The organism is Roseivivax sp. GX 12232, from assembly GCF_021272185.1.
Classification (GTDB): Bacteria; Pseudomonadota; Alphaproteobacteria; order Rhodobacterales; family Rhodobacteraceae; genus Roseivivax.
This window is the reverse complement of sequence record NZ_JAJSEC010000001.1, coordinates 199,134-222,794: the sequence shown is the minus strand read 5'-3', so window position 1 is coordinate 222,794 and position 23,661 is coordinate 199,134. Positions and strand designations below refer to the sequence as shown.

Genomic DNA, 23,661 nt, shown 5'->3' with positions numbered 1-23,661 from the left:
GCGGAATCAAGCGGCCTTGGCGTCTGACGGTTGCGCGGTTTGCGGCGCCGGTGGGCGCCAGAAACCGGCGGAGACGGCGCGCATCAATGCGGCGGCATTCAGGCTAAGCCAGAAGAGGTTGACGGCCAGGAAGCTGGCGGAAAATCCCTCGATCCCAGTGAGATAGGCCCAAGTGCCGTGGATTGCGACAAGGCCCATCAGAGCGAGGAGCGCGAGGTTTGGGGCCATATGGCGCAGGCGCGGGGCCAAGCTTGGCAGTTTTGGTGTCGTTGGAAAATGCGGTGGCTGCCCGCGCAGGACCTGACAGAGCGCGCGCCATTGCAGGCCAAGGGTGGCGATGGCGAGGATGCGGCCAGAGTGGATGTTGTGGCCCTTCGCCGCGAGGGTCATCGCCAGTTCGTTCATGATTAAAAGCGGCAGGAGGTGTTGGAAGAACTCGAGCGAATATGCCTCGACCGGGGCGAGACCGGTGAAAAGCGAGATCACCGGGGCCAGCAGCAGAACCGGTAGCCAGAGCGCGGAGAGGTAGGACCAGAAGGTCGCGAGGTAGTGCAGCCGCGTGGCCCAGGGCAGGCCGCGTCGAAAGATCAACCCGCTGCGCAGGAAGATGTCGAAGGTGCCTCCGGCGTATTTCAGTTTCTGGGTGGCCCAGGCGTCCATGGTCCAGGGCGAAAGCATACGGGCCTCGACCCCCGGGTGGTACACCGAGCGCCAGCCGTTGGCGTGTTGTTCGAACGCGGTGAAAAGGTCTTCGGAGACGTGGTAGCGGAAGGGCATGAGGTCGAGCCGGGGTAGGAACGCTCGCGCGCTGTCCGGGTCGTCTTTGCATGCGAGGCGCGTCAGGCGGCGCCCCTGTTCCAGGAGGGCGTTCTGGAACAGGGCCTCGCGGCGATGGATGGACCCGGCGCCGCAGCAAAACGCGGCGCCGTGGCGGTTGCGACGGCGCTGGATGACGTCGAAGAACAGGCCTGGGTCCGAAAGGAAGGGGTCTGCCCCTTGGCGGGGGCGGCCGGTCAGCGCGCTGAGGCATGAGGCGAAGCGCCGTGCCTTCCGGCCAAAGCGCGCTTCAAGCCAGTCTGCCCAGGGGATGCCTTCGGGGATGTCGTAGAACCAATGTGGGGTTTGGACGAAAGCCACGCCTGGGTCGCGGAAGTAGCCTAGAGTATTGGTCAGAAAGCTTGGGAATAGCTGGGTGTCGGCGTCGCAGATCACGACGAAATCGCCTTCGCTCGCAAAAAGAGCCTGTGTCAAGTTTCCGGCCTTGAAGCCGCGGCGCGTCTCGCGCGCGTGGTACTGAACACCCATTGCAAGGGCCAAATGGCGCATGGCGAGGCGGGAGCCGTCGTCGAGCAGGTGCACGGTTGTTCTCGTGCCGGGCGGCGCGATGACAGATCGGGCAGCAGCGAGCGAAGGGCTGACGACCTCGGTCGGTTCATTGCGAGTTGTTACGAAGACATCAATGTGGATTGGGTCGCGACCTTCCAGACCGGCCTCGGCACGACGTTTTGGTGACGGCGCGTGTGGCGTGTCCGCCTCATCCCAAATGTCGAAGAAAAACAGAAGGCTGCCGGTGAGAGCTAAGGTTTCTGCCGCAGCGATCGCGATGGAAAATGTCAGGGCGTTCGGATTGAGGGAATGCCCCCAGCGCCAAGTCAGATACCAAATGCCGAAACCAAGCGTTATACCGGCGGAGATATGCCAGAGCTCGCGGTGAAGGCCCTCGAAGGTTGTGCTCGGTGGACTGGTGCGATCGCGGAAGGCATGGAAATAGGGCGGGGTCGGATCCGACCTCGGTGCAAGGGCGATTGGTCGTTGGGCTGTCCGAAAAGCCATTTATGCGCGCCTGCGGATAGGAATGGGTTGCGGCGGATCTTCATGAACCGGTGAGGCGGCATTGAGGGTATCGGGCACGGCGAGGTCATTTGCGAAGTGAAGGTCACAAAAGCCGTTCGGACCGATAACCTGGCCTTTGGCCCATGTCCCTTGCCGGACCTCTGCCCCCGGTAGAACCAAGCAATCCTGAAGCAATGTCGCACTTTCGATGCGCGCGCCGGCGCCGATGGCCGTCACTCCTTTCAGACAGGCTCCGGCGTCGATCCTTGCTCCTGCACCGATGTGGCAAGGTCCGTGGATTTGCGCTTGGCGGTGTTGCTCAGCATCTTCCTCACGCCAGAGCCCTGGGCCGATGCGGCGTCCTGTTGGCGGAACTTCCGTGCAGCCAGCCAGGCACTCCGCGGTAGCCCGGAAGAGGGCCTGCCAACTGTCGATGCGGATTGCGTTTGACGGCACTTGGAATGTAGCGATGCTTTGGTCGAGGCTCGTGCGTGCATTTATTGGGGTATGCCAAGTAACGGATCCGCTATCGGCCGGTAGGCGGTCGATGGCTTCAGGCGAGTAAATGGTGAGCCCGAGGGGCTGGTCCCCTTTGTCCGGAGGCGTGGTGGAAACGATGGCTGCGGTGGCGAGCGCCCTAGAGGTCCGATGTGCCCGCATCATTGCTTGCATGTCGGGAACACCGACGATTGGAGCTTCGCAGACGAGCAAATCGCTTTGAAAGGCCGCTTGGTCTTCTTGGAGATTCTTAAGTATATTTCCGGTCGAAGGGTAGCGTTCTGCTTCTCTAGGTCTCGCACCACAAAATTGCAGTCGCATGCCCGGAGGCGAGCCCGGGCCAAGCCGGCTGCGAATGGCTTCTGCCTCGCCTTTTGCGTCTACAACCAAATCGCTAAGGCCGTATTTGCCGAGCGCTGCCAACATGTGGTCGATGACCGGTGTGCCACATAGGTCGAGGAGCAGCGCGGAGCCACCTCCTGCCACTGGCGGGGGGAAAAGCACCGTTCTAGTGGCATTTAGTGATACCCGCCGCAATTCGGGCGTGCCAAGCGCTGCTTCAAGAGACGGTAGAATGCGAAGCCCGCGATCCAGACCGGAGCGGCGCAGCATGCGCAGCGGGCCGTCGGGCAAAGCGGCGTAGCATAAAATGATCTGCGGTCTGCGGGCGGCTAGTTCGACTAGGGACGCAAGTCCCTCAAAAGAAACGCGCTTCAAAAGGGACAAGTCAAGCACTTGACCGATACGGCCCAGTGCGGTGAGCGCATCGCAGGTTTCCAACAGCCGGGGCAGATCGGATGCACGAGCCAAACGGCCGGAGACGGTCAGGACGGCCAGACCATCATCGATCGGTCGGGTCTCGATCAGCATGATTGCTCCTTGGCCGCCGTCGCGCGACTTGGGCGCAGCTGGGGCAGCGGGCCTAGCCCGATGGTCCACGCCAACGCAGGACGTTTGGCCATGAGTGGGACAAGGACCAAAGTCCCGGCAAGTGTTGGAAGGATCTTCATTGTGACCTGCGCGAAGGGCGTCAATGAACTGTCGCGAAGCGCGATTTCGCATAGGTCCAGGAAGATCGGGTGGCAGAGATAAATGCCGAAAGCATAGCGCGTGTGGCGGGCCACGGCATTCGGCCAGTGGCCTTGTCCGAGGGACATGCAAGCTAGGAAGAGGAGTGCCGGGAAAAGGAAATCGGCCCAGTACCCGGGAGCATGGTCGAAGGCCCAGGCGCCAGTCGCGATGCTCTGCTGCGTGGCGTCGAGCTTTATGGTGAAGAGAAGCACACCGAGCAAAATGATGGGTGCAAGCCAACGCCGGGCGGTGAGTGCGCCGTGTTGCCATAGGCCCAGCGCTGCGCCCGCGAGCATGCCGTAGCCGGTGTAGGTCAAAAGCTTCGCGGCACGGATTAGGAAAGGCAGTGCGTCGCTGCCCCAGAAGTTTGCGTAGATCCGGGCATCGAGCCAATGGCGGAGGGCGAGGCATAGTCCGATGGCCAGTCCAAGCGCGGGCTGGCGTTGGGCGAGGCGGTAAAGAGGGTAGGCGAGAATCAACACGAAGAGCGTCGGCAGAAAATGCATGTGGTATTTCACGCCGCCGAGCAGCAGGTAGCGCAGCCAGGCGACGGGGTCGGCAAGTTCGGCCAGGGCGGGACCGAGGTAGCCGAAGGCCTGGGCCTTGATCAGGCCGTAGAGCGCGTAGAATCCCGTCCAGACCAGGAAGGGTAGAAGCAGGCGTCTGGCCTGTTCGGCAATGGTGGCGCGATAACTGCGGGGGCGCCTTTCGCCCGCGAGCAGCAGCAGGAAAAGCGCGATGATCAAGAACAGCTCGGTCCGCGCGGTGTAAAGCACCGCACGAAGGTAGAGCGGCGCGGCGCGCGCTTCGGGCGGGTGGTCGGGCCAGGGCAGCCCCTGCGGGTCCGCGGTGGCGTGCAGCGCCACCATCGACAGCCCGGCAATGAGGCGCAGGGAGTCGATCGCGGGGTATCTTTGCGTGTCGATCATGGCATCCGTCTGTCGTCTCTCGCGGCCAGACTGCGGGCAATGTCCGAAGAAATGGTTATTGCGCGGCGGATTTTCGGGTTTTGTTCGGGCGGTCGCCCAATGCGCTTCAAGGATTTCTTTACGGTTGCGGGTAAGAATGACGCGCAAAGGAGGTGCGCAATGTTGAGAACTATCTGCGGCGCAATAGCGCTGTGTCTTTGCGTACCCGAAACGGCACCGGCGCAGGGGTTGACGGCAGAGGACTGCCGGCAGATCCGTGTGCTCTACGACATGGAGGCACCGGGCTGTGCAGCGCGCGATGCGGAAGGAGCCCCACCAGCGCGTTTTCGTGAGAGCAGTGTTTTCTTTCGCGGCGGAGGCACGCGTCTCGATGCTGCGGCGGAGCGGCAGATTTCGAAGATCGCCGAGATTCTTGGGACGAAGGCTCTGGCAGGCAGCTGTCTGAAACTCAGCGGCCATTCGGATGCGAGCGGTGCGCCCTCGGTAAACTTGCCGCTTTCGACCCGACGGGCTCGGGTTGTGGAAGAGGCGCTGGCGGCTCAGATCGGGCGCGCTCGGATCCAGCGTGTTGAGGGGCTGGGGGCTGCGGAGCCGATGCAGGAGCTTGCTGCGGCCAGTGCCTGGCAGCGGCGCGTGACTGTCTATGTGCGGCGATGCAGCGCGGAGACGGCGGGGCTCTAGAGGGTTTGGGGGATCTGGTCCGGACCTTAAAATAAGGCTGGCATCTCCTGAGATTGGAGCCTTAAAGCCCCAAGCCGTGAGCCGAACCACGCAGTCGCTGGCGGCAGAATGTTTAGGATTGCGCGAGTAGCTGCTTGCTCGAGTGGGCGAGCCGCATGGACTAGCCGCACCTCTGCGGCTGTGTAGGTCGAGATCAGGCCGATGCCGTTCTCAGGGTGCGCGAGAAGGTCGGTGTCTTCCTTGGACAGTGCAATGCGGGCCTGCAGGCGCCCATTTTTCTGCGCTTCGATTCGGGAGATCTGGCCTGTCAGTTCGGGCCATTGGCGCGGCAGGTTCACGAGCTGAACTTCGACGGATTGACCGCGGGAAATGTTCGGGAGCCGCGACGCGGGTAGATCAATGGTGACGGTGAAGCCGGGCGTTGCATCGGTGGTCATGTCGAGCAGGGGAAGCGAGCTCGCCGTTGGTGCGGATTGGGCCAGTGGGCGGATGCGGGCGATGCGGCCGGTGACGGGGGCCTGAAGGCGAGGGGTCTTGATGTGTCGGGCCAGGGCTTTGGCGCGGAGCATGTTGGCCTGGGTGGATTCCGCGAGGAAGGCGAGGCGGGCTGTGATCTGGGCGTGATGGGTGCGGAGGGCGGTGGATTCTTCGGCGGTGATTTCGGTCAGGCGGGCCGCGAGGCGCTGGGCGGCGAGGGCCAGGGCGAGGGCTCGGCGTGGCTCGGTGGTCGCGGTGCCTGCGGCGGGTGAAACGGTGTCTGGACCCAAGGTCCGCGGTGCTCCGGTGAGACTGTCGAGGTAGCGGGCGAGGACGGCGCGTTCGGCTTCGACCGCTCGGCGGCGAGCGGCGTGGTGGGCGCGGATGTCCTCTTCGGCCTGGCGCAACTCGCGGCAGCTTCGGACGGCGCGGGCCATGGCAGCGGCTTTGGCGTCTTCGGGGGCGAAGGCGCCGGGCATGCGGGGCTTTTGGTCGGCGAGCAGGCATTGCTGCAAGACGCTGTCGTGCAGCCGTTCGAGCTCCAGTGCTTCGGCCTCGGCGCGGAGGGCGGGCAGGTCGTAGATGGCGACGGTTTCGCCGCGGGCGACTTGAGCGCCTTCGGTCACGACCACCTCTTTCAGCAGGGCATGGGGGGGCAGGGCCACGGGATGCGGCTCTCCGGTGGGGCGCAGGCTGCCGTAGTAGCTGTGGCGCGGGGTCAGCTCCTGGCCCGCGAGCCAATTGGCGACCGCGAAAAGCAGGAGCGCGACCAGCGTCAGGCCGAGGCCCAGCCAGCCGATGCGTGACATTGGCGACGCGCGGCGGGGCAGGGTGCGGCGCGCGGGGTCAGGCCGGGGCATCGGTGTCCCCGGGCAAAGGCGGCGGGCGGGTCTTGCGCGGATCATAGGTCTCGATCCGGGTCTCGATCATGCGGTCGTCGAGATGGCTGCCGGGCTCAACCGCGAGGCAAAGGCGCATCAGGGCGGCAAGCGGCGACAACCGGGCCTCGGGCTTGTCGGAGGCTGCCTCTTCCCGCGCGCGGTCAAGATGCGCCTGGCCGATCGGGGCCTCGCTATCCTGCATGCGCAGGAGGCAATGACCCTGGAAATGCTTGAAGGTGAAGCTCACATGGCCCGGCGCCTGGCGGTCGCGGCTCTGACAGGAGAGCGCCAGGAGCTGCGAGGCGACGGCGGCGAGCTTGCGGCGGTTGGCCTCGTCGCCGGCGCGGTAGAAATGCGAGCGCACCCAGAAGCGGAGGCTGTCGTCGCTGGCCAGTTCGCGGCGGCCGCGGAAGCGGGCCCAGCCGGTGTCCTGGCGGTCGCGGATGCCCTCGGCGGTGCCGTAGTCCACGACGCGTCCGTTCTGCAGCACCACCATGCGGTCGCAGAGCGCCAGAAGCGCGCGGTTGTCGGTCACCATGAGGATGCTGCGGCCCAGGCGGACCTCGTGGGTGATGCGGCGTTCGAGGGCGGGGATGAGCTTGGGCGGCAGACCATCTTCGGGGCGGTCGAGCAGGTAGAGCTCGGGCCCGAGCAGGAAAGCGCGGGCCAGCGCCAGGGCCTTGCGCTGCATGTAGGGCAGGCGGCGGGCGTCGCCGGTGGCGCAGATTTCCTCGACCATGTCGGTGGCGAAGACCAGCTGTTCGAGGAACCATTTGCCGCGCGCGAGCAGATCGCCGGGGTGAAAGCAGGTGAGGTTGTCGGCGCCGCTTGCGGCGAGGAGGATCGGGGCCTCGGGCAGATGGGCGAGCATCACCGCCTGTTCGGCGGCGGCGCGCTGCCAGAGATCGCGGCCGCTGAGGCTGGCGCGGCCGGTGACCTGCATGCCCTCGAGCGCATGGGGGTCGGCAAGGGCTTGCAGAAGAAGGCTTTTCCCCGATCCGCTGTCGCCGAGAAGGCCGGTGACCATGCCCGGCTCGCATTCCAGGTTGACGTCAGAGAGGCGCGGCGTGCCGCTGGCGTCGCGCAGGGTCAGATGGGTGACATGCAGGCCGACCTCCTCGGCCTCGCCTTCGGGCGGGGGATCGGGGCGGAGCGCGGTTGTGGCGGGGAGGCGCGCGGCGCGGTCGGAGAGCACCTCGGCGAGCCAGGCCAGCAGCGCGCCGGTCGCCCAAGGGGCGGCCAGCACCGGCGGCGCGTAGCCCGCGAGCGCGAGCGTGCTCTGGCCGGTCAGGTAAGCCGCGGCGCCCGCGGCGAGGACCAGCGCCAGCGCCTGGGCGGCGCGGATCGTGGCCGTGGCGAGGACCGGGCCGGGTGGCGGGGCGAGCGCCAGCTCGAGGCCCCGGGCATCGCGGCCGGAGAGGAGCGCCACGGCCTCTTGCGGGAGGAAATCCCAGAGCGGTTCGTGCGGGGCGCGGCGGGCCACCAGCGCCAGGGCGCCGGCGCCGAGCAAGGTGGCTGCAAGGGGCGCGGCGCCCAAAAGGGGATGCAGCAGGGCCAGCGCGAGGCAGAGGAAACCCGCCGCAAAGGCGCGGCCGGCCAGGCTGGCACGGCGGCGGAGCGCGCGTTGGCCGGAAAGCGCGCGGGCCTGCGTGTAGCTCAGGACCAGCATGGCCAGGACAAAACTGGCGCCGAGCGCCAGGAGCGGGCCGACCATGGAGAGCTCCCCCTGTTCGCCGACGAGCGTGGCAAAGAGCACCGTCAGGAAGCCCGCGGCGCAGAGGCAGAGCGCCTCGGCGCCCGCGAAAATCGCGCCGATCGTCAGGCTCCAGCGTTCCTGGGCCCGGTCGCGCAGGCGCGGCGGGGTCGCGGGAGGCAGCGCGGCGCTGTCGTCGTCGGAGGGGCGGGTGGCGAGATCGGTGAGATGCAGCATCCTGGGGTCCTGGCCGCGAGGGGGCGCGCCCTTGCTAGCCGATCTCCCTTAAGAAAGCCTTGCGAGAGGCGCGGCGCGCGGCCTAGCGGGCGGGCAGCTGGGCGCGGTCGGGGGCCTGGGCGCGCAGGGCGAACTCGCTTTGCGGCTTGGTCACCGGGATGAGCTGGCGGGCGGCCTCGCGGGCGCGGCGGTCCTGGACGGCAAAGCGTTCGAGGACCTCGGGCGTCATCGCTTCGGGTTGAAGCGGGCCGCCTTTCGGCCAGAGGCGCGCGTCGCCCAGCGTCCGGGCGTTGTCGCTGGCGAGCCAGGCGAGGTAGGCGGCGACCTCGGTGAGCCCTTCGGTGGGGCTCTGCAGGATCACCTGGCCGGCGTCCTCGACGATCAGCGCGGCTCCGGGGGCGGAGAGGCGCGCCAGCACCTCCGGCTCGAGGGGCGCGGTCAGCAGGCCGGGCAGCGGCTGGCTGGTGTTGCGCCGGGCAAGCGAGATCCGCGCGCCGGGTGGGACCGCGGCGAGGAGCCAGGGGGCGCCCGCTTCGTCGAGGCGCAGGACCAGGCCGGGCGCGCGGGCGATGCAGCCGCGCAGGCGCAGCCGGCAGTGCACCGCCCAAAGCGGGCGGCGCGCCTCGCCCGAGACCGCGTAGAACAGCGCGGGCCCGTCGACGGAGATCTCGGATCGCAGCTCCGCGGGCGCGGCGCTGCCTGGGCGCAGCAGAAGGGCGCAGAGGATCAGCGCGCCGCCGAGCGCCCAGAGTGACAATTTGTGGGCCCGGACCATCCGCGCGCTCCCTGTTGCATGGCGCAAGGGTAGCGGGATCGGCGGGGCGGCGGCAGAGCGGGACTGTGGCGCGGCGAGGGCAGATGCGCGGGATTTGAGACAAATGCCCCGGGCTTAGCGGTCGATCTCCTCCATGACGGAGCGGACGTAGTCGCTGAGAAGCTGGTAGTCCTCGGGCGGGATCTCGGGGGCGGGCGGCTGAGGCGGCGCGGGGGCCGGGCCGATCTCGGCCAGGATGCTGTCGATCAGCGCGTCCTCGGCGGCGCGGCTGGCCTGGGCCTCGGGGTCGGCCTCGAGCCGCTGGTGCTGGATCACCGTCAGCGCCACGTCGGGGGCGAGGCCGATCTCGGTCATCAGGTAGTCGAGCTGGCGGGAGATGCGCTCGGCCTCGCTGCCCGGACCGTTGCTGAGGGCGGCGGGCGCGGGGGGCAGACCCTGGGGCGCAAGGGCCGCCTGTGGCACGCCATGGGCGGCGGGGGCCATCACGTCGCGAAGGTGGGCGATCTCGGAGAGGAGCGCCTCGGCCTGGGCCTCGAGCGCGGTCAGCCGATCGGCCATGGCCCCGGGGGCCTGAGGCGCGGCGGTCGGCAGGGGCGCGCCCGCGCCGGGGGCGGGGACCACGGGCTGGCCCATCATCATCTCGCGCAGGATGCGCAGCTCGCCGCGGACCTCGGCCACATCCTCGGCCATGCGCGGGGGCTGGGTCGTGCCGGGCAGGGCCGGCGCGGGCGCTTGGGCCGGGGCCCCGGGGGCTGTGAGCGGGCGCGGCATGGGCGAGGCCCAGGTCTCGGTCCGGGTCAGCGCTCCGGGGCCGTCCTGGACCGAGTTCGGCACCGGCCAGCTGCGCGGCAGCACGGCGTAGTCCTGCCGGGCCGCGACCCAGCGCAGGTAGGTCGTGGCGGCGTAGAAGCCCGAGAGCGAGATCCGCACCACCTCGGCGCCGTTGCGGCGGATCACCAGCTCCCCGCCCGAGGAGAGAAGCGCCTCGAGCCGCCGGTCGAGCGGCTGCAGGAGCGTCTTCGGCAGAGCCAGCTCGTCGATGTTCTCGGCCAGGACGAAATCGTCGCCCTCGCTGGCGTTCTCGATGTCGAGCTGCAGCTGCCCGGCAGGCGTCAGCCCCACCTGCATCGCGCCCTTGCGGCCCATGCAGGTATAGGTGCGCGGGCGGCAGATGACCTCGAAGACATCGGCGTCGAGCCGGGGCGAGGGGGCGAAGCGGGCATAGCCATCGGGGTCGAAGCGGAAGTAGACGCCCTCGACCAGGCCCTCCTGGAAGGTCGGCCAGCCGAAGGCGCCGCGCAGCTCCTGCCGGGCCTCGCGGGCGCCGATGGCAAAGAGGATCGAAGTGTCGAGGATGGCGTTTTCCGAGGCGAAGGTCGGGTCGGGCGCGCCGGCCTCCTGCGCCGGGGCGGGGCCGGCGGCGCAGACCGCGAGCGCCAGCGCGGCGAGCGCGCGCGTCAGGGATGACAGGGGCATCAGAATTCCACCTTCTGCTGGGTTGAATGGCGCAGGGCCGGCAGCCAGTCCTCGCGCTGGGGCGGATCGGGATAATTGCGGCGCACGCGGATGTCCTGGTCGCGGAAGGCGGTGTACCAGACCTCGGTCTCGCCGGTGTAGGGCGTCAGGATCTTGCCCTGCAGCTTGTAGAGCAGCGCGGTCAGGATGATCCCGTTGTTGTTGGCGGTGAAGATCTCGACCCGGCCCTGGCCGCGTTCGTAGAGACCCTCGTACATGCCGGTCTCGGGGTCATAGAGCTCGATGATCGCGTCGTAGAGGACGTCGGTGTAATCGGTGTCCCAGAGCGCCCAGAGCCCCAGCGCCGCCTTGGCCGCCACCGCCGCATGGTCGGGCGTGTAATCGCCCCGGGGGGTGACGGTGTTCCAGGGATAGCCGTCCGAGAAGATCGTGTCGTAGGTGAAATAGGGCGGGCCCTTCACGTTGTGCTCGGACCGGGCGGTCATGAAGCCGGTGTGGCGCCAGCGCTGCTCCTGCACCTCGTAGATGCGGTCGGCGAACTCGGCCCGCCAGCCGTCGGAGCTGAGCCAGTCGGGCGTGTGGTCGTCATGCGGCAGGTCGAAGCCGAGCTCGAGCCCGTCCTGCAGGTAGGATTCGGTCACCACGTAGTTCTGGGAGTGGAAGATCCGCGGGTCGCGCCCGTCGTAGGGCACCTGCACGCCGTAGATCGTGGCGGTCAGGAAAGGCTCGGCACGATGCGCCAGGATCGGGCGGAAGCCCCAGAGGGCGAAACCTTTCGCGGCGTATTCCTCGTAGCCGAGCCGCCCCTCCTGGGCATAACGCGTCTCTCCGGTATCCTCGTCGACATAGGCGCCGAACAGCAGGCCCTCCTCGGTGATGATGTTGGAGAAATCCCATTTCAGCAGCACCGCGTCGATGGTGTTGCCGAGATGCGGGTAGCGGTTCTTCACGATCCGCATCCAGACCATCATCCGCCCGATGTCGAGCGCGGAAAAGCCGATCTCGCCGGGTTTGTTGGTGTAGTCCACCTTCTCGCCGGTGCGGGTGTGATAAACCTTGTTCGGCATCTCGTTGCGGAAGAGGTCCAGCGTCTTCAGCGTGGTGAAGAGCTGCGTCATGCGGCGGTCGAACTCGGGCTTCTCGATCAGGCAGAACTCGTAGGCGGCAACGGCGCCCGCCACGTAAGAAGCCGTGTCCCAAAGCGTGGTCGAGGGGTAGTTGCCGACCGAATTGGCGAGCCCCGTTCCCTCCTGGGTGAACTTCTCGAAGTAGAGCCAGGCGACCTTGGCGGCGCGCAGCTCGCGTTCGTTCAGAAAGCCCCGGCGCGGCTGGAAGCGGCGCACGTATTCGTTGCGCCTTGTGTAGCCGGGGGATTCGTCGCGCCCGAGGTCGAGCTTGTCGAAGTAATCCTCGGGCATTTCGCACATGCGCGGCGGCTTCTCGCGGCGCGGCAGATCGTAGAAGCGGCTCGAGGTGACCACGGGGATATTGCCGCGCATGAGCTGCGGCAGGTCGTCGAGGTTGCTGCCCGCGATGATCGGATCGACCTCGTCGGCGCCGGCCAGGAAGAGGCTGCGCGCGGTGGTGCCCACCCCGCCGGAAAGCGCCAGGACGGCAAGCCCGGCGGCGGCGAACATCCAGATCGCGGACCAGGGCGTCTTGCGGCGGGAGCCGGGGCGGGAAGGGGGCGTCATGCGCTATCCGTCTTCGGTGGCGGGCCTGTCGGGGCAAGGGCCTAACACGATCAAGCCTAACAAACCGCTTACGGGCGGCGGAGACGGGGCAAAGGGCTGTCTGGGGTCAGCTGGCGGGGCTCAGAGGAAGGGCGCGCGCGGGCGCGACAGATCCTCTTCGGCGGCGCGGCGCGCGCGGCGGTTGGCCTCGTCGCTCCGGGCCTCGGCGGCGCGCTCGCCCAGGGTCTCGATCTGCTTGGCGCGGGCGAAGCGGCCCCGGACCGCCGCGGCGGCGCCCTCGATCTGACGGGTCAGCGTGTCGACCTCGGCCCAGGCGGCCTCGAGCTCGGCGCTGATCGCCGAGAGCCACTGGCCGCGATAGGCGGTGGCGGCGGGATTGTCAGGGCTGCTGCCTTCCTCGGTGATCCGGGCGACGAGGCTTTCGGCCCGGCTGCGCGCGGCGCTTTCGCGGCGGCGCAGCTCGGCCAGCTCGCGGGCGGCCTCTTCCAGCTCGGCCTCGCGCAGGCGGGTCAGGACCTCGAAGGTGCGGGCCCGCCCGGCGCTCATTCCCCGCTCTCGCGGGTCTCGGCCCGGCGGATCAGCGCGGCGCGCATCTTCTCCATGAGGTCGGGCGAAAAGCCGGTGGGACGCTCGAAATGCGACATCGGGCCGGGGGCCTCTTCCTCGGCCGCATCCTCGCCCTCGGCGCTGTCCTCTTCGGGGCCCGGCCCGGCGGCCCAGGCGCCAACCGGCAGGGCCAGCGCCCCCGCCAGCGCCAGGGCAGCAAGCGTCGAGAGGCCCCGCGCGCTCATGCGGCGGCGAGCTGCTTCTGCGCGGTCTCCATCGTCTCGAAGTCCGGCTGCACGCCCGAGGGCATGACGCCGCGGGCGATCTCGACGCAGACGTTCGGCGGATGGTCGGCGATCATGGCGACGAAGACGTCGCGGATGATGTGGTAGAAGGCCACGTCCTCGTGCTCGATGTGCTTCAGCCGCCCGGCGATGGGCTGCACGATGCAGTAGGACAGGAAGACGCCCAGGAAGGTGCCGACCAGCGCCCCGCCGATCATCCCGCCCAGGACCTCGGGCGGCTGGTCGATCGAGGACATGGTCTTGATGATCCCCAGGACCGCCGCGACGATGCCGATGGCGGGCAGACCGTCGGCCATGACCTGGATCGCATCGGCGGGCGTCATGGCTTCCTTGTGGTGCTTCTGGATCTTGCGGTTGATCACCTCTTCGGTGTCGAAGCGGTCGTCGAACTGCATGGCGAGCATGCGGAACGAATCGGTGATCAGGTCGATCGCGAAGTGATCGGCCAGGACCCGCGGGTAGCGCTGGAAGATCTCGCTTTCCTTGGGCCGTTCGATGTGGTCGTCGAGCGCCAGGATGCCCTTGGTGCGGTAGATCCGCGACAGCTCGTACATCAGGGTGAGCAGGTCGATGTAATCCTTGGCCTTCCACTTCGGGCCCTTGATCACCTTGAGAAAGCCCTTCCCGGCCTTCTTCACCCCGTGCATCGAGTTGGCGATCACGAAGGCCCCCAGCGCCGCGCCGACGATCATCATGCCTTCGTAGGGCATGGCGTGCAGCACGATGTCGAGCTTGCCGCCGGACAGGATGAACCCGCCGAAGAGCAGCCCGAAGACCATGGCGATCCCGATGAACAACGTCATGTCTTGCTCCGAACAAGGAAGTCTTTGGTGATCATAGGATAGTAAAGCCGATTTCGCCATAGTATTTGACTGCTATTCAAGAATAGGCAAGATTAGTGGCAGGTTAACGATAGGGATCGAGACCGCCGCGATGGACCGCCTGGCCTATCTTTACGAAGAGGACGAACTGACCCCGGTCATGCACGACTGGCCGCAGGGGGTCGGGCTGGCGCTGTGCCTCTCCGAGGACGGCGGCACCCAGGCGGTGCTTTTTCGCACCGAGGCGCCCGAGGCAGTGCTGGCGCGGATCGGCGCGGCGACCGGCTGGGCCGCGGGCAGTTTCGCGGTCTCGCCCCGGATGCCCGGCGCACCGACCATGAAGGTGCTCTATTCCGACGCCCAGGCGCTCTTCCGTATTATCGAGACGACCGAGGGGCTCGCCCGCATGGCGCAGAGCTTCGACGTCGACACGGTGGGCACCACGGCGACACCGGCCAGCGCCGCACGGAAACCCGCGCCGGCGCCCAAGGCCCCGCCGCCCGCGCCCAAGCCCAAACCGGCCTGGCGGCCGCGCATCTCCTTTTCCGAGCCGCGCAACCCGCTGCCCGCGGGCTTCCGCGCCATCTCCGAGATCGAGGACACCCGCACCTCCGTGCTGCCCGGCGAGATCCGCACCACCGGCGCGCGCATCCGGGTGCTGATCGACCCCGAGACCATCCCCGAGCGCAGCCTGCCGCTGCGCGCCGAGCGGGTGGGCCACCGCGACGACCTGCGCTGCTTCGTCATCGACCCCGAGTGCCTGGGCGACTGGACGCCGGGGCAGGGGGTGATGATCGACGTGCCGCAGGCGGCTTTCCCGCGCGCGATCGTCGATCTGTTCACCAAGGCAAGCTACCTCGCCGACGTGGTGATGAGCCCCGAGGGCATCTTCGTCACCCCGATCTCGCCGCTTCTGGCCGAGGCGCCGGCGCGCGAGGGCGACCCGGCCCGCGGCCGCGCGGCGCCCGCGCCGAAGAAGCCGCGCGGGCGGATGCTGGGCCTGCGCGCTGCACTTTTCGCGCTGGTGGCGGTGGGGCTCGTCTCGGGTAGCGTGGTCACCGCGCTGCAATCGGCCGATCCCGGCGGGCGCAACCTGCTGGCCTATCGCCCGGCCGAGGGCAACGCGGCGATGAACGTGCTGCAGAGCTTCGCGATCTGGGACGCGCGCGACGGGCAATAGCCCGCTCAAACGGCCTCTCCGCCTTCGCCAATTTTTGCCTATTCATGCCTGCACAAGATATCGGCCACAAATTTACCGATTCTTTGACCTTTTCTTAAACTTCGAAAGCAATATCCTGAATATTGAACGCGGGCCCCGGAGAACTGCAAGAACGGTCTTGCAAGATTGAAGGATAGCCGGCGGGATTTGTGGACGCGGGTAAGCGGTCGCGGGGCCCAGAACCGGGTGCTTGCGGCAGGGGGCCGCGCGGTGATTTTGAACCTGGTCGGGGGTGTCCTGCGGGGCGCCTTTGGGACCGAAACCGGCATGCAGAAGGCGGCCGAGGGTGTGTGCATCACGAGTGTGCATCGTCAAGACGGCAGGGCAGGGCCCGCCGTCAGTCTCAGAAGAGAGAAATGACCATGACTGCAGAAGACAAGAACGACGCCTTCATTTCCTCGATCGTGGCTGCCTATGCGGCGCGTCCCGAGGTCGGACCCGACGAGATCGTCGAACTGGTGCGCAAGCTGCGCCACGAGATGGGCGAGGCCCCGGAGCCCGCGACGGCCCAGGCGGGCCAGCCCGGACCCCAGGCGGTCCCGGCGCTGCCGATCGCCGAGGCGGTGACCCAGGACAAGGTCTACTGCCTGTGCTGCGGCAAGGGCTTCAAGATGCTCAAGCGGCACATCGGCTCCGAGCACGGCCTCACCGAAGAGCAGTATCGCCGGATGTTCGGTCTGACCGAGGACACGCCTCTGGTCGCGCCCAGCTATTCCGAGCGCAAGGCCCGCTACGCCAAGGAACGCGGCCTCGGCACCTATGCCCGCGGCAAGTCCGCGGCCCGCACCGGGACAGAGAGCGTCTCGTCCTGAGATCGCGCTGACAGGGCAGGGGAACGTCGATGGCCGAGAAACCCGTCATCATCAAGCGCGTGGAAAGCGATGACCACGACGCCCACCACGGCGGCTCGTGGAAGGTGGCCTATGCCGACTTCATGACGGCGATGATGGCCTTTTTCCTGCTGCTCTGGATCGTCAGCGCGGCGGATGCGGACAAGCTCAAGGGGCTGGCGGAATATTTCACGCCGGTCATGGCCCAGTCGAACGGCGGCGGGCCCGAGCTTCTCGACGGGCAGATCGTCTCGAACGACCAGCTGCGCGTCGGCGGCGTGCCCTCGAGCGAGGAGATGCCCCCGATACCGGCCTTCGGGCAGGAAAACCCGCTGATGGTCTTCGACAGCCGGCTGCGCTACGACGACGCCACCGCGGCGGGCGGCCCGGGTGACAGCACAGGCGAGGCCAGCGCCGAAGGCCCCGCCGCCGAGGGCAGCGAGACCGCGCCCGGCGCCGGGGAGACCGGCACCCAAAGCGCCAGCGCCGAGGGCATGGACGACGAGGCCATCGCCGTCACGCCGACCCCCGAGGAAGAGCGCGCCGCCGAGTTCGAGGCGCTGCAGGCGCAGATTTCCGAGCAGCTCCGCGCCAGCGGCCTGCCCGAGGAATTCCTGGGCAACATCCGCTTCAGCCAGTCCGCCGACGGGGTCGACGTGCATATCGTCGACCAGCCGGGCCGGTCGATGTTCGCCTCGGGCAGCGCGCGGATCTCGGCGGAGACGCGGATGCTGATCGAGTCGGTCTCGGCGGTGCTGACCGAACTGCCGAACAAGATCCTGATCTCGGGCCATACCGACGCCGTGCCCTTCACCACCGAGGGCTACGACAACTGGGATCTCTCCGCCGAACGCGCCAATGCCACGCGGCGCGTGCTTCTTGCGGGCGGCGTGCAGCCCGCGCGCATCGCCCGGGTGGCGGGGCTGGCCGATACCGTGCCGCTCCTGCCCGAGGCGCCGGACTCGCCCGAGAATCGGCGGGTCAGCATCAAGCTGCTCTATCCCAGCGGAGTCGAGTCGCCGATCTGAGGGAATCGCGCCGCTGCTGTCTTGGGGCCACAAGGTCTTGCGACGGCGCGGCGCGGCTTTTTCCGCGCTGCGGCGCGAGATTTGCGCCTGAGCCTTGTATAGACGCAAAAAATCGCCGATCTGGAATGTGTTGGCTTGTTTTGGCGATATGCGGCGCCACTAAATCTGGGCGTTATCCCCAAAAAACTTCCACGATATAGCGGGCTCCGGGGTGTTTTTCCTTCCCATGGGGGAAGGCCTTTACTAGCCTTTAATCGGGGACAAGCTGCAAGGACATCAGAGACCGTTATGGTGACCGAACATCTGCTCGATATGATCTGGGATGGGCGTCTGCGCCCCGCGCCGCGCTCGCAGACCCAGCAGATCGCGCATCTCCTGCGGCGGCTCCTGCCGGTGTCGCACGCGGAATTTCTGTTTGCCGACAAGGACGTGGCCCAGATCACCGTGATCCGGGACGACGTGATGCTCGACCCCGACCTGGCGCTGGGGGACGTGCTGGTCGAGGAGTTCGACCTGCGCCTGCCCGCCGAGGCGCTGGTGGTCATCCTGCCCGCGCCGCAGGCCCGGACGGCGCTTTGCGCGGGCCGCAGCGCCGAGCTTTCGGGCCGGATCGCCGCGCGCGCCGCGACCGTGCTCAGCGGCACCGGCCCGGAGGATGCCCGCGGCACCCATGGGCTCTGTGCGCTCTGGCATTGCTACGAGACGCTGATCGACATGGGCTATGCCTCGATCGCCAATCTCGACCTGGTGCATTTCACCCGCGGATTCACCCGCGAGCTGCGGCAGATGTCGGGCGCAGAGGCGGCCTCGGGCGGCATTCTCAGCGGCACCTTCCTGCCCGACCATCACATCGTGCAGACCGCGATGATCCTCAAGGCGGTGATCCTCGGCGGTCACCCCCTGAGCTTCGAGCTGTTCCGCACCCTGACGCGGCAGCCGGAAGAGGCGATCACCTTCCGCAGCCTCGCCCCCGACAGCATGATCGGGAGCCGCGTTTAACCCGGCGTAAACCGGGAATTCCTTTTTAAGTCCTTGAATCTGTGCTTACCTGTCCTTGATAACGATAATCCAAGAGGCAGGGATGCTCACGTCTTTCAGCCATGCGCTGCGGGAACCGCTTTTGGAGGTCGACGAAGAGCGCGAGGCGATCCTGCGCTGGCAACGCGACAAGGACAGCGCCGCGCTCGAGCTTCTGGTGCGTTCGCACGCCCGGCAGGTCTGGTCGCTGGCGCGCCGCTGGACCGACAACCCCGCGCATCTCGAGGATCTCGTGGCCGAGGGCGTGATCGGGCTGATCCGCGCCGCCGAGAACTTCGACACCGCGCGCGACGTTCGCTTCTCCACCTATGCCGCCTGGTGGGTCCGCAACGAGCTGGCCGCCGCGGTGAAACGCATCCGCGGCGCGCTGATCTCGCGGATGGAGGGCAGCTCTCCGATCGACGCGCGGCTGGCCGGGATCTCGGCCGGCGGGGCGCATTCGCCCGACGCGCTGCAGGCCGAGCTGGAGGCTATCGCCTCGGACGAGGCATCGCCCGAAGAGGACGCCATGCGCCGCTCGGACGAGGCGATGATGGTGGCCCGGCTGCACCAGGCCATGTCCGAGTTGAGCCAGGTCGAGGCCGAGGTGATCCAGCGCCGCCGCCTGATGCCCGATCCCGAGCCGATGAGCGTGATCGCCAGCGACCTCGCTACCTCGCCGGCGCGGCTGCGCCAGATCGAGACGCGGGCGCTGGCGCGGCTCCGGCAGAAACTCATCGCGCAGGGCTTCACCCTGTCGGTGCTGCACTGAGCGCCGGCATGGATCTCGCGCGCATCCTCTCGCAACTGCCCGCCGGGCAGGAGGCCCGGCCGGGGCGTCCGGGGGCGTCTGCCGCGGGCGACGCGCCGGGCTTCGCCCGGGTGCTGGGCGGGCTCGAGGGCGGCGAGGAACGGCCCGCGCAGGGGCAGGGCGCCGCTGCGGGTGAGGCGACGTCCGGCCAGGAACTGCCCGAGGGTCTTCTGCTGAAGCTCGACGCCGCTTTCGCCCGGCTCGCAGAGGCGCTGCCCGCCGAGACGCCGCTCAGCCCTGCGGGCCAGGCGCGCCTCGACGCCCGCGTCATGGAGGAACTGAGCGCGGTCTTTGCCGAAGCCGGGGCCGAGCTGCCGCAGGGTCTGGCCGAGGCGCTCGACGCGCTGGCGCCGGACCTGCCCGCCAAAGCGCCGGAGCGGCTGGGGGCGGTGCTCACCGCGCTCTCCGAGGCGCTGGGGCTCGGGGCGCCGGGTGCGACGCCGGACACCGCGCCCAAGGCGCAACCCGCCGGGCTAGCAGAGACCCCCGGCGCGCCCGTCGCCGCCAATCTCTCCGCCCCGCCCAACGTCCCGCAGAGCCCCGCGCAGCCGAGCCCGGAGCCCCGCGCGCCGCTTGCCGGGCTGGAGACCGCCCGCATCACCGCAACGCCAGCGCAAAGCGCCGGTCAGGCGACCCCCGCCGAGGCCCTCTTCGGCAGCCCCAAGGGTCCGCAGGTCCCGAGCAATTCGGCGATCCCCGCCGCCACGCCCGGGCCGATCCTCACGACCGAGGCGCCCGCGCCGCTGCGGTTCGAGACCCCGGTGCCGGTCCTGCCTGTCACCTCCGCCCCGCAGGCCGCTGCCTTGCCGCCCATGCCCTCCGCCGCGCCCGAGATGGCCATGGCGCCCGCCGTGGAGATGCCGCGCGGGGTGCTCGACCAGATCCGCCGCGCCGGCATCACCGAGGGCCGCACCCGCATCGAGCTCTCGCCCGCGAGCCTCGGCGCGCTGGAGGTCGAACTGGCCACCGACGAGGCCGGGCAGCTGCGCGTGGTGATCCGCGCCGAGAACCCCGCGACGCTGGCCGCCCTGCGCGGCGACCGGCAGGGGCTCGAGGCGATGCTCGCCGAAAGCGGCGTCGAGCTGAGCGGCGAGAGCCTGGACTTCGAGGGCTTCGAGGACCGCGAGGAGGCCTCCCCCGAGGCGCCCGGGGCTTCCGCCCGCACCGTGACCGAGACATCCGAGACCCCGCCCGAGACCCCGGAGACGCGGCCCGCCCCGGGTCCGCGCACCGACGGGCGGCTCGACATCCTGACCTGAAGGGAGACACGCGATGACCACCGATCCCACCGCCCTCAGCGCCGCCAGCGCGGCGGCCGCGGGCAGCGGCACCTCGGTCTCGAGCGCGGCCTCGGCCTCTCTCAGCGCCGATTACGAAGCCTTCCTGCAGCTCCTGACCGCGCAGGTCGCCAACCAGGACCCGCTGGAGCCGATGGACAGCACCACCTTCGTCTCGCAGCTCGCGCAGCTCAGCCAGGTGGAACAGGCGATCCAGACCAATTCCAACCTGGAGACCATCGCGTCGCAGCTCGCCTCGGCCTCTTCCTTTGCCGATGTGGCGCTGATCGGGAAGACGGTGTCGCTCTCCTCCTCGTCCTTCGAGCTGGGCGAGAGCGGCGGGGCGGAGCTGTCCTACCGGCTGGCCGACAACGCGAGCTCGGTCTCGGCCACGATCCTCGCCGCCGACGGCACCGAGCTGCGCCGCATCGAAGGGCTGCCGACCTCGGCCGGAGAGGCCCATGGCTTCACCTGGGACGGCAATGACTACGCCGGCCTGCCGCTGCCGCCGGGCCGCTACGAGGTCGAGATCCGCGCCACCGGCGCCGACGGCAAGGCGGTCAGCTACGAGACCTTCACCCAGGCCACCGTCGACTCGGTGGTCTTCGAGCAGGGCCAGAGCCTCTTGAGCCTCGATAACGGGGAAACGGTGGCGGCCAGCAGCGTGCGCGCGGTCGAATAGGGCTCAGACCCGCGGGACCTCGGTCACGAAGAAGGACAGAAGCAGCATCTCGTCGATGGTGCCGACCTGCATCTCGAGCGCGGACTTGAGCCGGGCCGAAAGCGCCTCGGTGTCGACCGGCATGTCGCGCAGCGCCTTGCCGGTGGCGGCGGTGCGCAGCTCGGCCAGCACGGTGTCGCGCAGCCGGATGCCCGAGGCGACGGTGCGCAGCTCCGAGGCGGCGGCGGCGTCGGGCATGGCCAGCCCGAGGTCGGTGACGATATAGGCGGTGGCATCCACAAGATCGACGGGAATGGTCATCCGGCCCAGGAAGACGATGCGGTCGATGGCGACCGTGCGCTCGCCCTCGCGTTCAAGCTCGCCGGCGGCCATGGCCTCCTTGGCGGCGCGCTCCATCTTCACCTGCTGCATCGAGACCGGCTCGGCCTTGGCCTGGGTCACCGCCTTCGCGGCGCGGGTCTCGGGCGCGGCCTCGGTCATGCCGGCGACGGCGCCTTCGGTGCCCGAGAGCGAGGCCAGCGCGAATCCGCCCCCGAAACCGGCCGTAACCGCGGCGACGGACAGTCCGGTAAGGATTTTCGACAGGCTGGGCATGGGGCTCTCTTGGCTCGGGTGGTCAACTCAGAGCCAAGAGATGTCAGCGAACCGTGTCGAAAACGGGGAAAGACCTGAGGCTTAATAAGGCAATATTACGTCCATCAGCCCTTCGCCGTAGCCGATGCGCTGCTGCTTCGAGAGCTGCCCCTGGCCCCCGTAGGTGACCCGCGCCTCGGCGATCTTGTCGTAGGAGATGGAGTTGTCGCGCTGGATGTCGGCGGGGCGGATGATGCCCGAGACGCGCAGGTCGCGCAGCTCCTGGTTCACCTTCACCTCCTGGCGCCCGGCGACCACCAGGTTGCCGTTCGGCAGCTGCTGCACCACCAGCGCCGCGACCCGCAGGTTGATGCGCTCGTTGCGGTCGATCTCGCCCGAGCCGGAGACCTCCTGCCCGCCGCTCACAGCGACGATATCGGCCTGTTCGAGGTCCTCGGCGGCTTCCTCGTCGCCCAAAAGGCTGCCGAGCTGCTTGCCGAAGCCGAAGAGCGAGGGCGTGCCGAAGTTGGTCTTGCCGTCGCGGCTGCGGCTGGTCTCGTTCTTCAGCCGGGCGTTGTCGTCGATCTCGATCACGATGGTCAGCAGGTCGCCGACCTTCTCGGCGCGCTGATCGGCGAAGAAGCCGCCGCTGCCGGCCTCCCAGAGCGAGGCCCGCTCGGCGCGCAGCGCCGGGGCCTGGATCTCGGGCGGGGGCATCGGCACGGCCACGGTCTCGGCGCCCTGGGCCCCGGTGCCCACCTGCGAGGGCTGCGGGTCCATGTCGAGCGGTCCGCCGCTGCAGGCGGAGAGCAGGCTCAGCGCCGCGAGAGGCGCGGTCAGCCGCGGGGAAAACGTCATCTCAGGATCTCCACATCGCCGTTCTTGGTGGCGTAACCGGTGACGGTCGTGTTGCTCACGGTGTTCACCACCTTGATCTCTTCGCCCGCATGGGCGTCGCGCAGGGCGCGGCCGGGGGCGGAAAGCACCAGCCGCCCGTCGTTGAGCCGGATCGCCACGCTTTGGCCGCGGCGGATCACCAGGGGCTCCTGCACCGCCTGGGCCATGACTGCGCGGCCGGTGGTCAGAAGGCTGCGCACCTCCATGCCGATGAGCTTGTCGCGGTCGGTCAGGGCGAAGCTGCCGACCCGCGCGCGGGGCAGGGAGATGACCCGCAGGTCGGCCTCGGTCAGGATCTCGCCGGGCAGGATCTGCCGCACCGGCACGGCCACGGGCACGGTGGCGATGGCATAGCCGCCCAGCCGCACCTCCTCGCCGCCCTCGGTCAGCGCATTGGCCAGGAACTGGCCCGACTTGCGGTCGATCCAGAAGGCCGAAAGCAGCATCGCCTCCTCGATGGGGGCGGTGGTCATGGTGACGGTCAGCTCGGCCTCTGCGGGCAGCGCCTCGCCCAGGTGGATGCGCGCCTGTTCCTCGACCAGGGCGGCCACGGCCTCGGCGCGCAGCGCGCCGGGCAGGGCGGTCAGCGCCGCCGCGGCCAGGGTCAGGAGCGCGCGGGGGATCATTTGACCTGGTTCGCGGTCGACATCATCTGGTCGGCCGTCTCGATCGACTTGGAGTTCATCTCATAGGCCCGCTGGGCCGAGATCAGGTCGGTGATCTCCTTGATGATGTTGACGTTGGAGTTCTCCAGGTAGCCCTGGCGCACCACCCCGAGCCCCGGGTCGCCGGGGTTGGCGGGCAGCGGATCGCCCGAGGCCTCGGTCGCCTGCAGGAGGTTGTTCCCCAAGGCCCTGAGGCCGCTTTCGTTGACGAAGGTCGTCAGGGTGAGCTGGCCGAGCTCGACCGGCACCGGGTCGTTCTCGACGAAGGCGCGCACGGTGCCGTCCTCGGCGATGTCGAGCTGCACGGTGTTCTCGGGCAGGACCACGCCGGGGTCGACCTCGAAGCCTTGCAGGGTCACCAGCTGCCCCTCGGGCGAGATCTGGAAGGAGCCGTCGCGGGTATAGGCCTGCTCGCCGTTGGGCATCTGCACGGTGAAATAGCCGCGCCCGTCGATCGCCAGGTCGGTCTGGTTCTCGGTCTGGGCGAGCCCGCCCTGGGTGGTCAGCCGGGCCACACCCGCGGTGCGCACGCCCAGGCCGATGTCGACGCCGGTCGGCCGGGCGGTGCCCTCTTCCGAGGTCTGGGTGCCCTCGCGCTGGCGGTTCTCGTAGATCAGGTCCTGGAACGCCGCGCGGCGGGTCTTGTAGCCGGTGGTATTGGCGTTGGCGATATTGTTGGAGATCACGTCCACATTGGTCTGCTGTGCCAGCATCCCCGTCGCTGCGATACCGAGTGCCTTCATGC

23 protein-coding genes are annotated in these 23,661 nt (G+C 68.5%); 8 read left to right on the top strand and 15 right to left on the bottom strand.

Annotation, left to right across the window (positions count from 1 at the left end; all coding sequences use genetic code 11):
• Positions 1-6: 6 nt before the first annotated feature.
• From LR948_RS00965 to LR948_RS00955, 3 genes are read right to left on the bottom strand one after another with little or no spacing between them, the layout of a single operon-like run.
• Complete coding sequence (locus LR948_RS00965) at positions 7-1,833, bottom strand: glycosyltransferase family 2 protein (protein ID WP_232752045.1); 1,827 nt, start codon at positions 1,831-1,833, stop codon at positions 7-9.
• Positions 1,834-3,201 (bottom strand): hypothetical protein, encoded by a 1,368-nt coding sequence (locus LR948_RS00960; RefSeq protein ID WP_232752044.1) that lies wholly within the window; start codon positions 3,199-3,201, stop codon positions 1,834-1,836.
• Positions 3,195-4,331 carry an acyltransferase gene (locus LR948_RS00955; protein ID WP_232752043.1) on the bottom strand — a complete coding sequence of 379 codons (1,137 nt, stop codon included), beginning with the start codon at positions 4,329-4,331 and terminating at the stop codon, positions 3,195-3,197. Before LR948_RS00955 ends, LR948_RS00960 begins: the two co-directional genes overlap by 7 nt.
• A gap of 39 nt (positions 4,332-4,370) precedes the next feature.
• Here LR948_RS00955 and LR948_RS00950 point away from each other — a divergent pair, with 39 nt between their 5' ends.
• On the top strand, positions 4,371-5,012 hold the full coding sequence (locus tag LR948_RS00950; protein ID WP_232752042.1) for an OmpA family protein: 642 nt from the start codon (positions 4,371-4,373) through the stop codon (positions 5,010-5,012).
• A gap of 26 nt (positions 5,013-5,038) precedes the next feature.
• Here the strand turns inward: LR948_RS00950 and LR948_RS00945 are convergent, their stop codons facing one another.
• The 8 genes from LR948_RS00945 to motA all read right to left on the bottom strand — a co-directional run bounded on the left by LR948_RS00945 (position 5,039) and on the right by motA (position 13,899).
• The gene (locus LR948_RS00945) at positions 5,039-6,298 is read right to left on the bottom strand and encodes an HlyD family secretion protein (RefSeq protein WP_232752041.1); all 1,260 of its coding nucleotides are present in this window, start codon (positions 6,296-6,298) and stop codon (positions 5,039-5,041) included.
• A gap of 37 nt (positions 6,299-6,335) precedes the next feature.
• Positions 6,336-8,300, bottom strand: a complete 1,965-nt coding sequence (locus LR948_RS00940) for an ABC transporter ATP-binding protein (RefSeq protein WP_232752040.1) — start codon at positions 8,298-8,300, stop codon at positions 6,336-6,338.
• 82 nt (positions 8,301-8,382) lie between these two features.
• Entirely contained in the window at positions 8,383-9,075 is a 693-nt protein-coding gene (locus LR948_RS00935; protein WP_232752039.1) for a hypothetical protein, read from the bottom strand.
• Positions 9,076-9,189: 114 nt separating this feature from the next.
• Complete coding sequence (locus LR948_RS00930; protein WP_232752038.1) at positions 9,190-10,551, bottom strand: hypothetical protein; 1,362 nt, start codon at positions 10,549-10,551, stop codon at positions 9,190-9,192.
• Positions 10,551-12,245, bottom strand: a complete 1,695-nt coding sequence (locus LR948_RS00925; RefSeq protein ID WP_232752037.1) for a DUF3131 domain-containing protein — start codon at positions 12,243-12,245, stop codon at positions 10,551-10,553. Before LR948_RS00925 ends, LR948_RS00930 begins: the two co-directional genes overlap by 1 nt.
• Before the next feature lie 120 nt (positions 12,246-12,365).
• Positions 12,366-12,791, bottom strand: a complete 426-nt coding sequence (locus LR948_RS00920) for a hypothetical protein (protein ID WP_232752036.1) — start codon at positions 12,789-12,791, stop codon at positions 12,366-12,368.
• On the bottom strand, positions 12,788-13,036 hold the full coding sequence (locus LR948_RS00915; protein WP_232752035.1) for a hypothetical protein: 249 nt from the start codon (positions 13,034-13,036) through the stop codon (positions 12,788-12,790). The genes LR948_RS00920 and LR948_RS00915 overlap by 4 nt, the downstream gene beginning before the upstream one ends.
• Positions 13,033-13,899, bottom strand: coding sequence for a flagellar motor stator protein MotA (motA, locus tag LR948_RS00910; protein ID WP_232752034.1), 867 nt, complete (start codon positions 13,897-13,899; stop codon positions 13,033-13,035). The genes LR948_RS00915 and motA overlap by 4 nt, the downstream gene beginning before the upstream one ends.
• A 130-nt stretch (positions 13,900-14,029) precedes the next feature.
• Between motA and LR948_RS00905 the strand changes: the two genes are divergently transcribed.
• The 7 genes from LR948_RS00905 (at position 14,030) to LR948_RS00875 (ending at position 20,781) form a co-directional block, all read left to right on the top strand.
• The gene (locus tag LR948_RS00905) at positions 14,030-15,097 is read left to right on the top strand and encodes a hypothetical protein (protein WP_232752033.1); all 1,068 of its coding nucleotides are present in this window, start codon (positions 14,030-14,032) and stop codon (positions 15,095-15,097) included.
• A 401-nt stretch (positions 15,098-15,498) separates the two neighbouring features.
• On the top strand, positions 15,499-15,948 hold the full coding sequence (locus tag LR948_RS00900; RefSeq protein ID WP_232752032.1) for a MucR family transcriptional regulator: 450 nt from the start codon (positions 15,499-15,501) through the stop codon (positions 15,946-15,948).
• Positions 15,949-15,977: 29 nt separating this feature from the next.
• The gene (locus LR948_RS00895) at positions 15,978-16,994 is read left to right on the top strand and encodes a flagellar motor protein MotB (RefSeq protein ID WP_232752031.1); all 1,017 of its coding nucleotides are present in this window, start codon (positions 15,978-15,980) and stop codon (positions 16,992-16,994) included.
• A gap of 288 nt (positions 16,995-17,282) precedes the next feature.
• Positions 17,283-17,993: a hypothetical protein gene (locus LR948_RS00890; protein ID WP_232752030.1), complete on the top strand. Its 711-nt coding sequence runs from the start codon at positions 17,283-17,285 to the stop codon at positions 17,991-17,993.
• A gap of 82 nt (positions 17,994-18,075) precedes the next feature.
• Positions 18,076-18,783, top strand: a complete 708-nt coding sequence (locus LR948_RS00885; RefSeq protein WP_232752029.1) for a sigma-70 family RNA polymerase sigma factor — start codon at positions 18,076-18,078, stop codon at positions 18,781-18,783.
• An 8-nt stretch (positions 18,784-18,791) separates the two neighbouring features.
• Positions 18,792-20,081, top strand: coding sequence for a flagellar hook-length control protein FliK (locus LR948_RS00880; RefSeq protein ID WP_232752028.1), 1,290 nt, complete (start codon positions 18,792-18,794; stop codon positions 20,079-20,081).
• Between the two features lie 13 nt (positions 20,082-20,094).
• Positions 20,095-20,781: a flagellar hook assembly protein FlgD gene (locus tag LR948_RS00875; protein WP_232752027.1), complete on the top strand. Its 687-nt coding sequence runs from the start codon at positions 20,095-20,097 to the stop codon at positions 20,779-20,781.
• Positions 20,782-20,784: 3 nt separating this feature from the next.
• On the opposite strand, the gene LR948_RS00870 is transcribed toward LR948_RS00875, so the two are convergent.
• The 4 genes from LR948_RS00870 to flgG form a co-directional block, all read right to left on the bottom strand.
• Positions 20,785-21,375, bottom strand: coding sequence for a hypothetical protein (locus tag LR948_RS00870; RefSeq protein WP_232752026.1), 591 nt, complete (start codon positions 21,373-21,375; stop codon positions 20,785-20,787).
• 81 nt (positions 21,376-21,456) lie between these two features.
• On the bottom strand, positions 21,457-22,212 hold the full coding sequence (locus LR948_RS00865) for a flagellar basal body L-ring protein FlgH (protein ID WP_232752025.1): 756 nt from the start codon (positions 22,210-22,212) through the stop codon (positions 21,457-21,459).
• Positions 22,209-22,877 carry a flagellar basal body P-ring formation chaperone FlgA gene (gene flgA / locus LR948_RS00860; protein ID WP_232752024.1) on the bottom strand — a complete coding sequence of 223 codons (669 nt, stop codon included), beginning with the start codon at positions 22,875-22,877 and terminating at the stop codon, positions 22,209-22,211. Before flgA ends, LR948_RS00865 begins: the two co-directional genes overlap by 4 nt.
• On the bottom strand, positions 22,874-23,659 hold the full coding sequence (flgG, locus tag LR948_RS00855; protein WP_232752023.1) for a flagellar basal-body rod protein FlgG: 786 nt from the start codon (positions 23,657-23,659) through the stop codon (positions 22,874-22,876). Before flgG ends, flgA begins: the two co-directional genes overlap by 4 nt.
• Positions 23,660-23,661 lie beyond the last annotated feature (2 nt).

Excerpts from the sequence above, each read along its gene's own strand:
- LR948_RS00965 (WP_232752045.1), bottom strand. The coding sequence starts at position 1,833 with ATGGCTTTTCGGACAGCCCAACGACCAATCGCCCTTGCACCGAGGTCG.
- LR948_RS00960 (WP_232752044.1), bottom strand. The coding sequence starts at position 3,201 with ATGCTGATCGAGACCCGACCGATCGATGATGGTCTGGCCGTCCTGACC.
- LR948_RS00955 (WP_232752043.1), bottom strand. The coding sequence starts at position 4,331 with ATGATCGACACGCAAAGATACCCCGCGATCGACTCCCTGCGCCTCATT.
- LR948_RS00950 (WP_232752042.1), top strand. The coding sequence starts at position 4,371 with ATGTCCGAAGAAATGGTTATTGCGCGGCGGATTTTCGGGTTTTGTTCG.
- LR948_RS00945 (WP_232752041.1), bottom strand. The coding sequence starts at position 6,298 with ATGTCACGCATCGGCTGGCTGGGCCTCGGCCTGACGCTGGTCGCGCTC.
- LR948_RS00940 (WP_232752040.1), bottom strand. The coding sequence starts at position 8,300 with ATGCTGCATCTCACCGATCTCGCCACCCGCCCCTCCGACGACGACAGC.
- LR948_RS00935 (WP_232752039.1), bottom strand. The coding sequence starts at position 9,075 with ATGGTCCGGGCCCACAAATTGTCACTCTGGGCGCTCGGCGGCGCGCTG.
- LR948_RS00930 (WP_232752038.1), bottom strand. The coding sequence starts at position 10,551 with ATGCCCCTGTCATCCCTGACGCGCGCGCTCGCCGCGCTGGCGCTCGCG.
- LR948_RS00925 (WP_232752037.1), bottom strand. The coding sequence starts at position 12,245 with ATGACGCCCCCTTCCCGCCCCGGCTCCCGCCGCAAGACGCCCTGGTCC.
- LR948_RS00920 (WP_232752036.1), bottom strand. The coding sequence starts at position 12,791 with ATGAGCGCCGGGCGGGCCCGCACCTTCGAGGTCCTGACCCGCCTGCGC.
- LR948_RS00915 (WP_232752035.1), bottom strand. The coding sequence starts at position 13,036 with ATGAGCGCGCGGGGCCTCTCGACGCTTGCTGCCCTGGCGCTGGCGGGG.
- motA (WP_232752034.1), bottom strand. The coding sequence starts at position 13,899 with ATGACGTTGTTCATCGGGATCGCCATGGTCTTCGGGCTGCTCTTCGGC.
- LR948_RS00905 (WP_232752033.1), top strand. The coding sequence starts at position 14,030 with ATGGACCGCCTGGCCTATCTTTACGAAGAGGACGAACTGACCCCGGTC.
- LR948_RS00900 (WP_232752032.1), top strand. The coding sequence starts at position 15,499 with ATGACTGCAGAAGACAAGAACGACGCCTTCATTTCCTCGATCGTGGCT.
- LR948_RS00895 (WP_232752031.1), top strand. The coding sequence starts at position 15,978 with ATGGCCGAGAAACCCGTCATCATCAAGCGCGTGGAAAGCGATGACCAC.
- LR948_RS00890 (WP_232752030.1), top strand. The coding sequence starts at position 17,283 with ATGGTGACCGAACATCTGCTCGATATGATCTGGGATGGGCGTCTGCGC.
- LR948_RS00885 (WP_232752029.1), top strand. The coding sequence starts at position 18,076 with ATGCTCACGTCTTTCAGCCATGCGCTGCGGGAACCGCTTTTGGAGGTC.
- LR948_RS00880 (WP_232752028.1), top strand. The coding sequence starts at position 18,792 with ATGGATCTCGCGCGCATCCTCTCGCAACTGCCCGCCGGGCAGGAGGCC.
- LR948_RS00875 (WP_232752027.1), top strand. The coding sequence starts at position 20,095 with ATGACCACCGATCCCACCGCCCTCAGCGCCGCCAGCGCGGCGGCCGCG.
- LR948_RS00870 (WP_232752026.1), bottom strand. The coding sequence starts at position 21,375 with ATGCCCAGCCTGTCGAAAATCCTTACCGGACTGTCCGTCGCCGCGGTT.
- LR948_RS00865 (WP_232752025.1), bottom strand. The coding sequence starts at position 22,212 with ATGACGTTTTCCCCGCGGCTGACCGCGCCTCTCGCGGCGCTGAGCCTG.
- flgA (WP_232752024.1), bottom strand. The coding sequence starts at position 22,877 with ATGATCCCCCGCGCGCTCCTGACCCTGGCCGCGGCGGCGCTGACCGCC.
- flgG (WP_232752023.1), bottom strand. The coding sequence starts at position 23,659 with ATGAAGGCACTCGGTATCGCAGCGACGGGGATGCTGGCACAGCAGACC.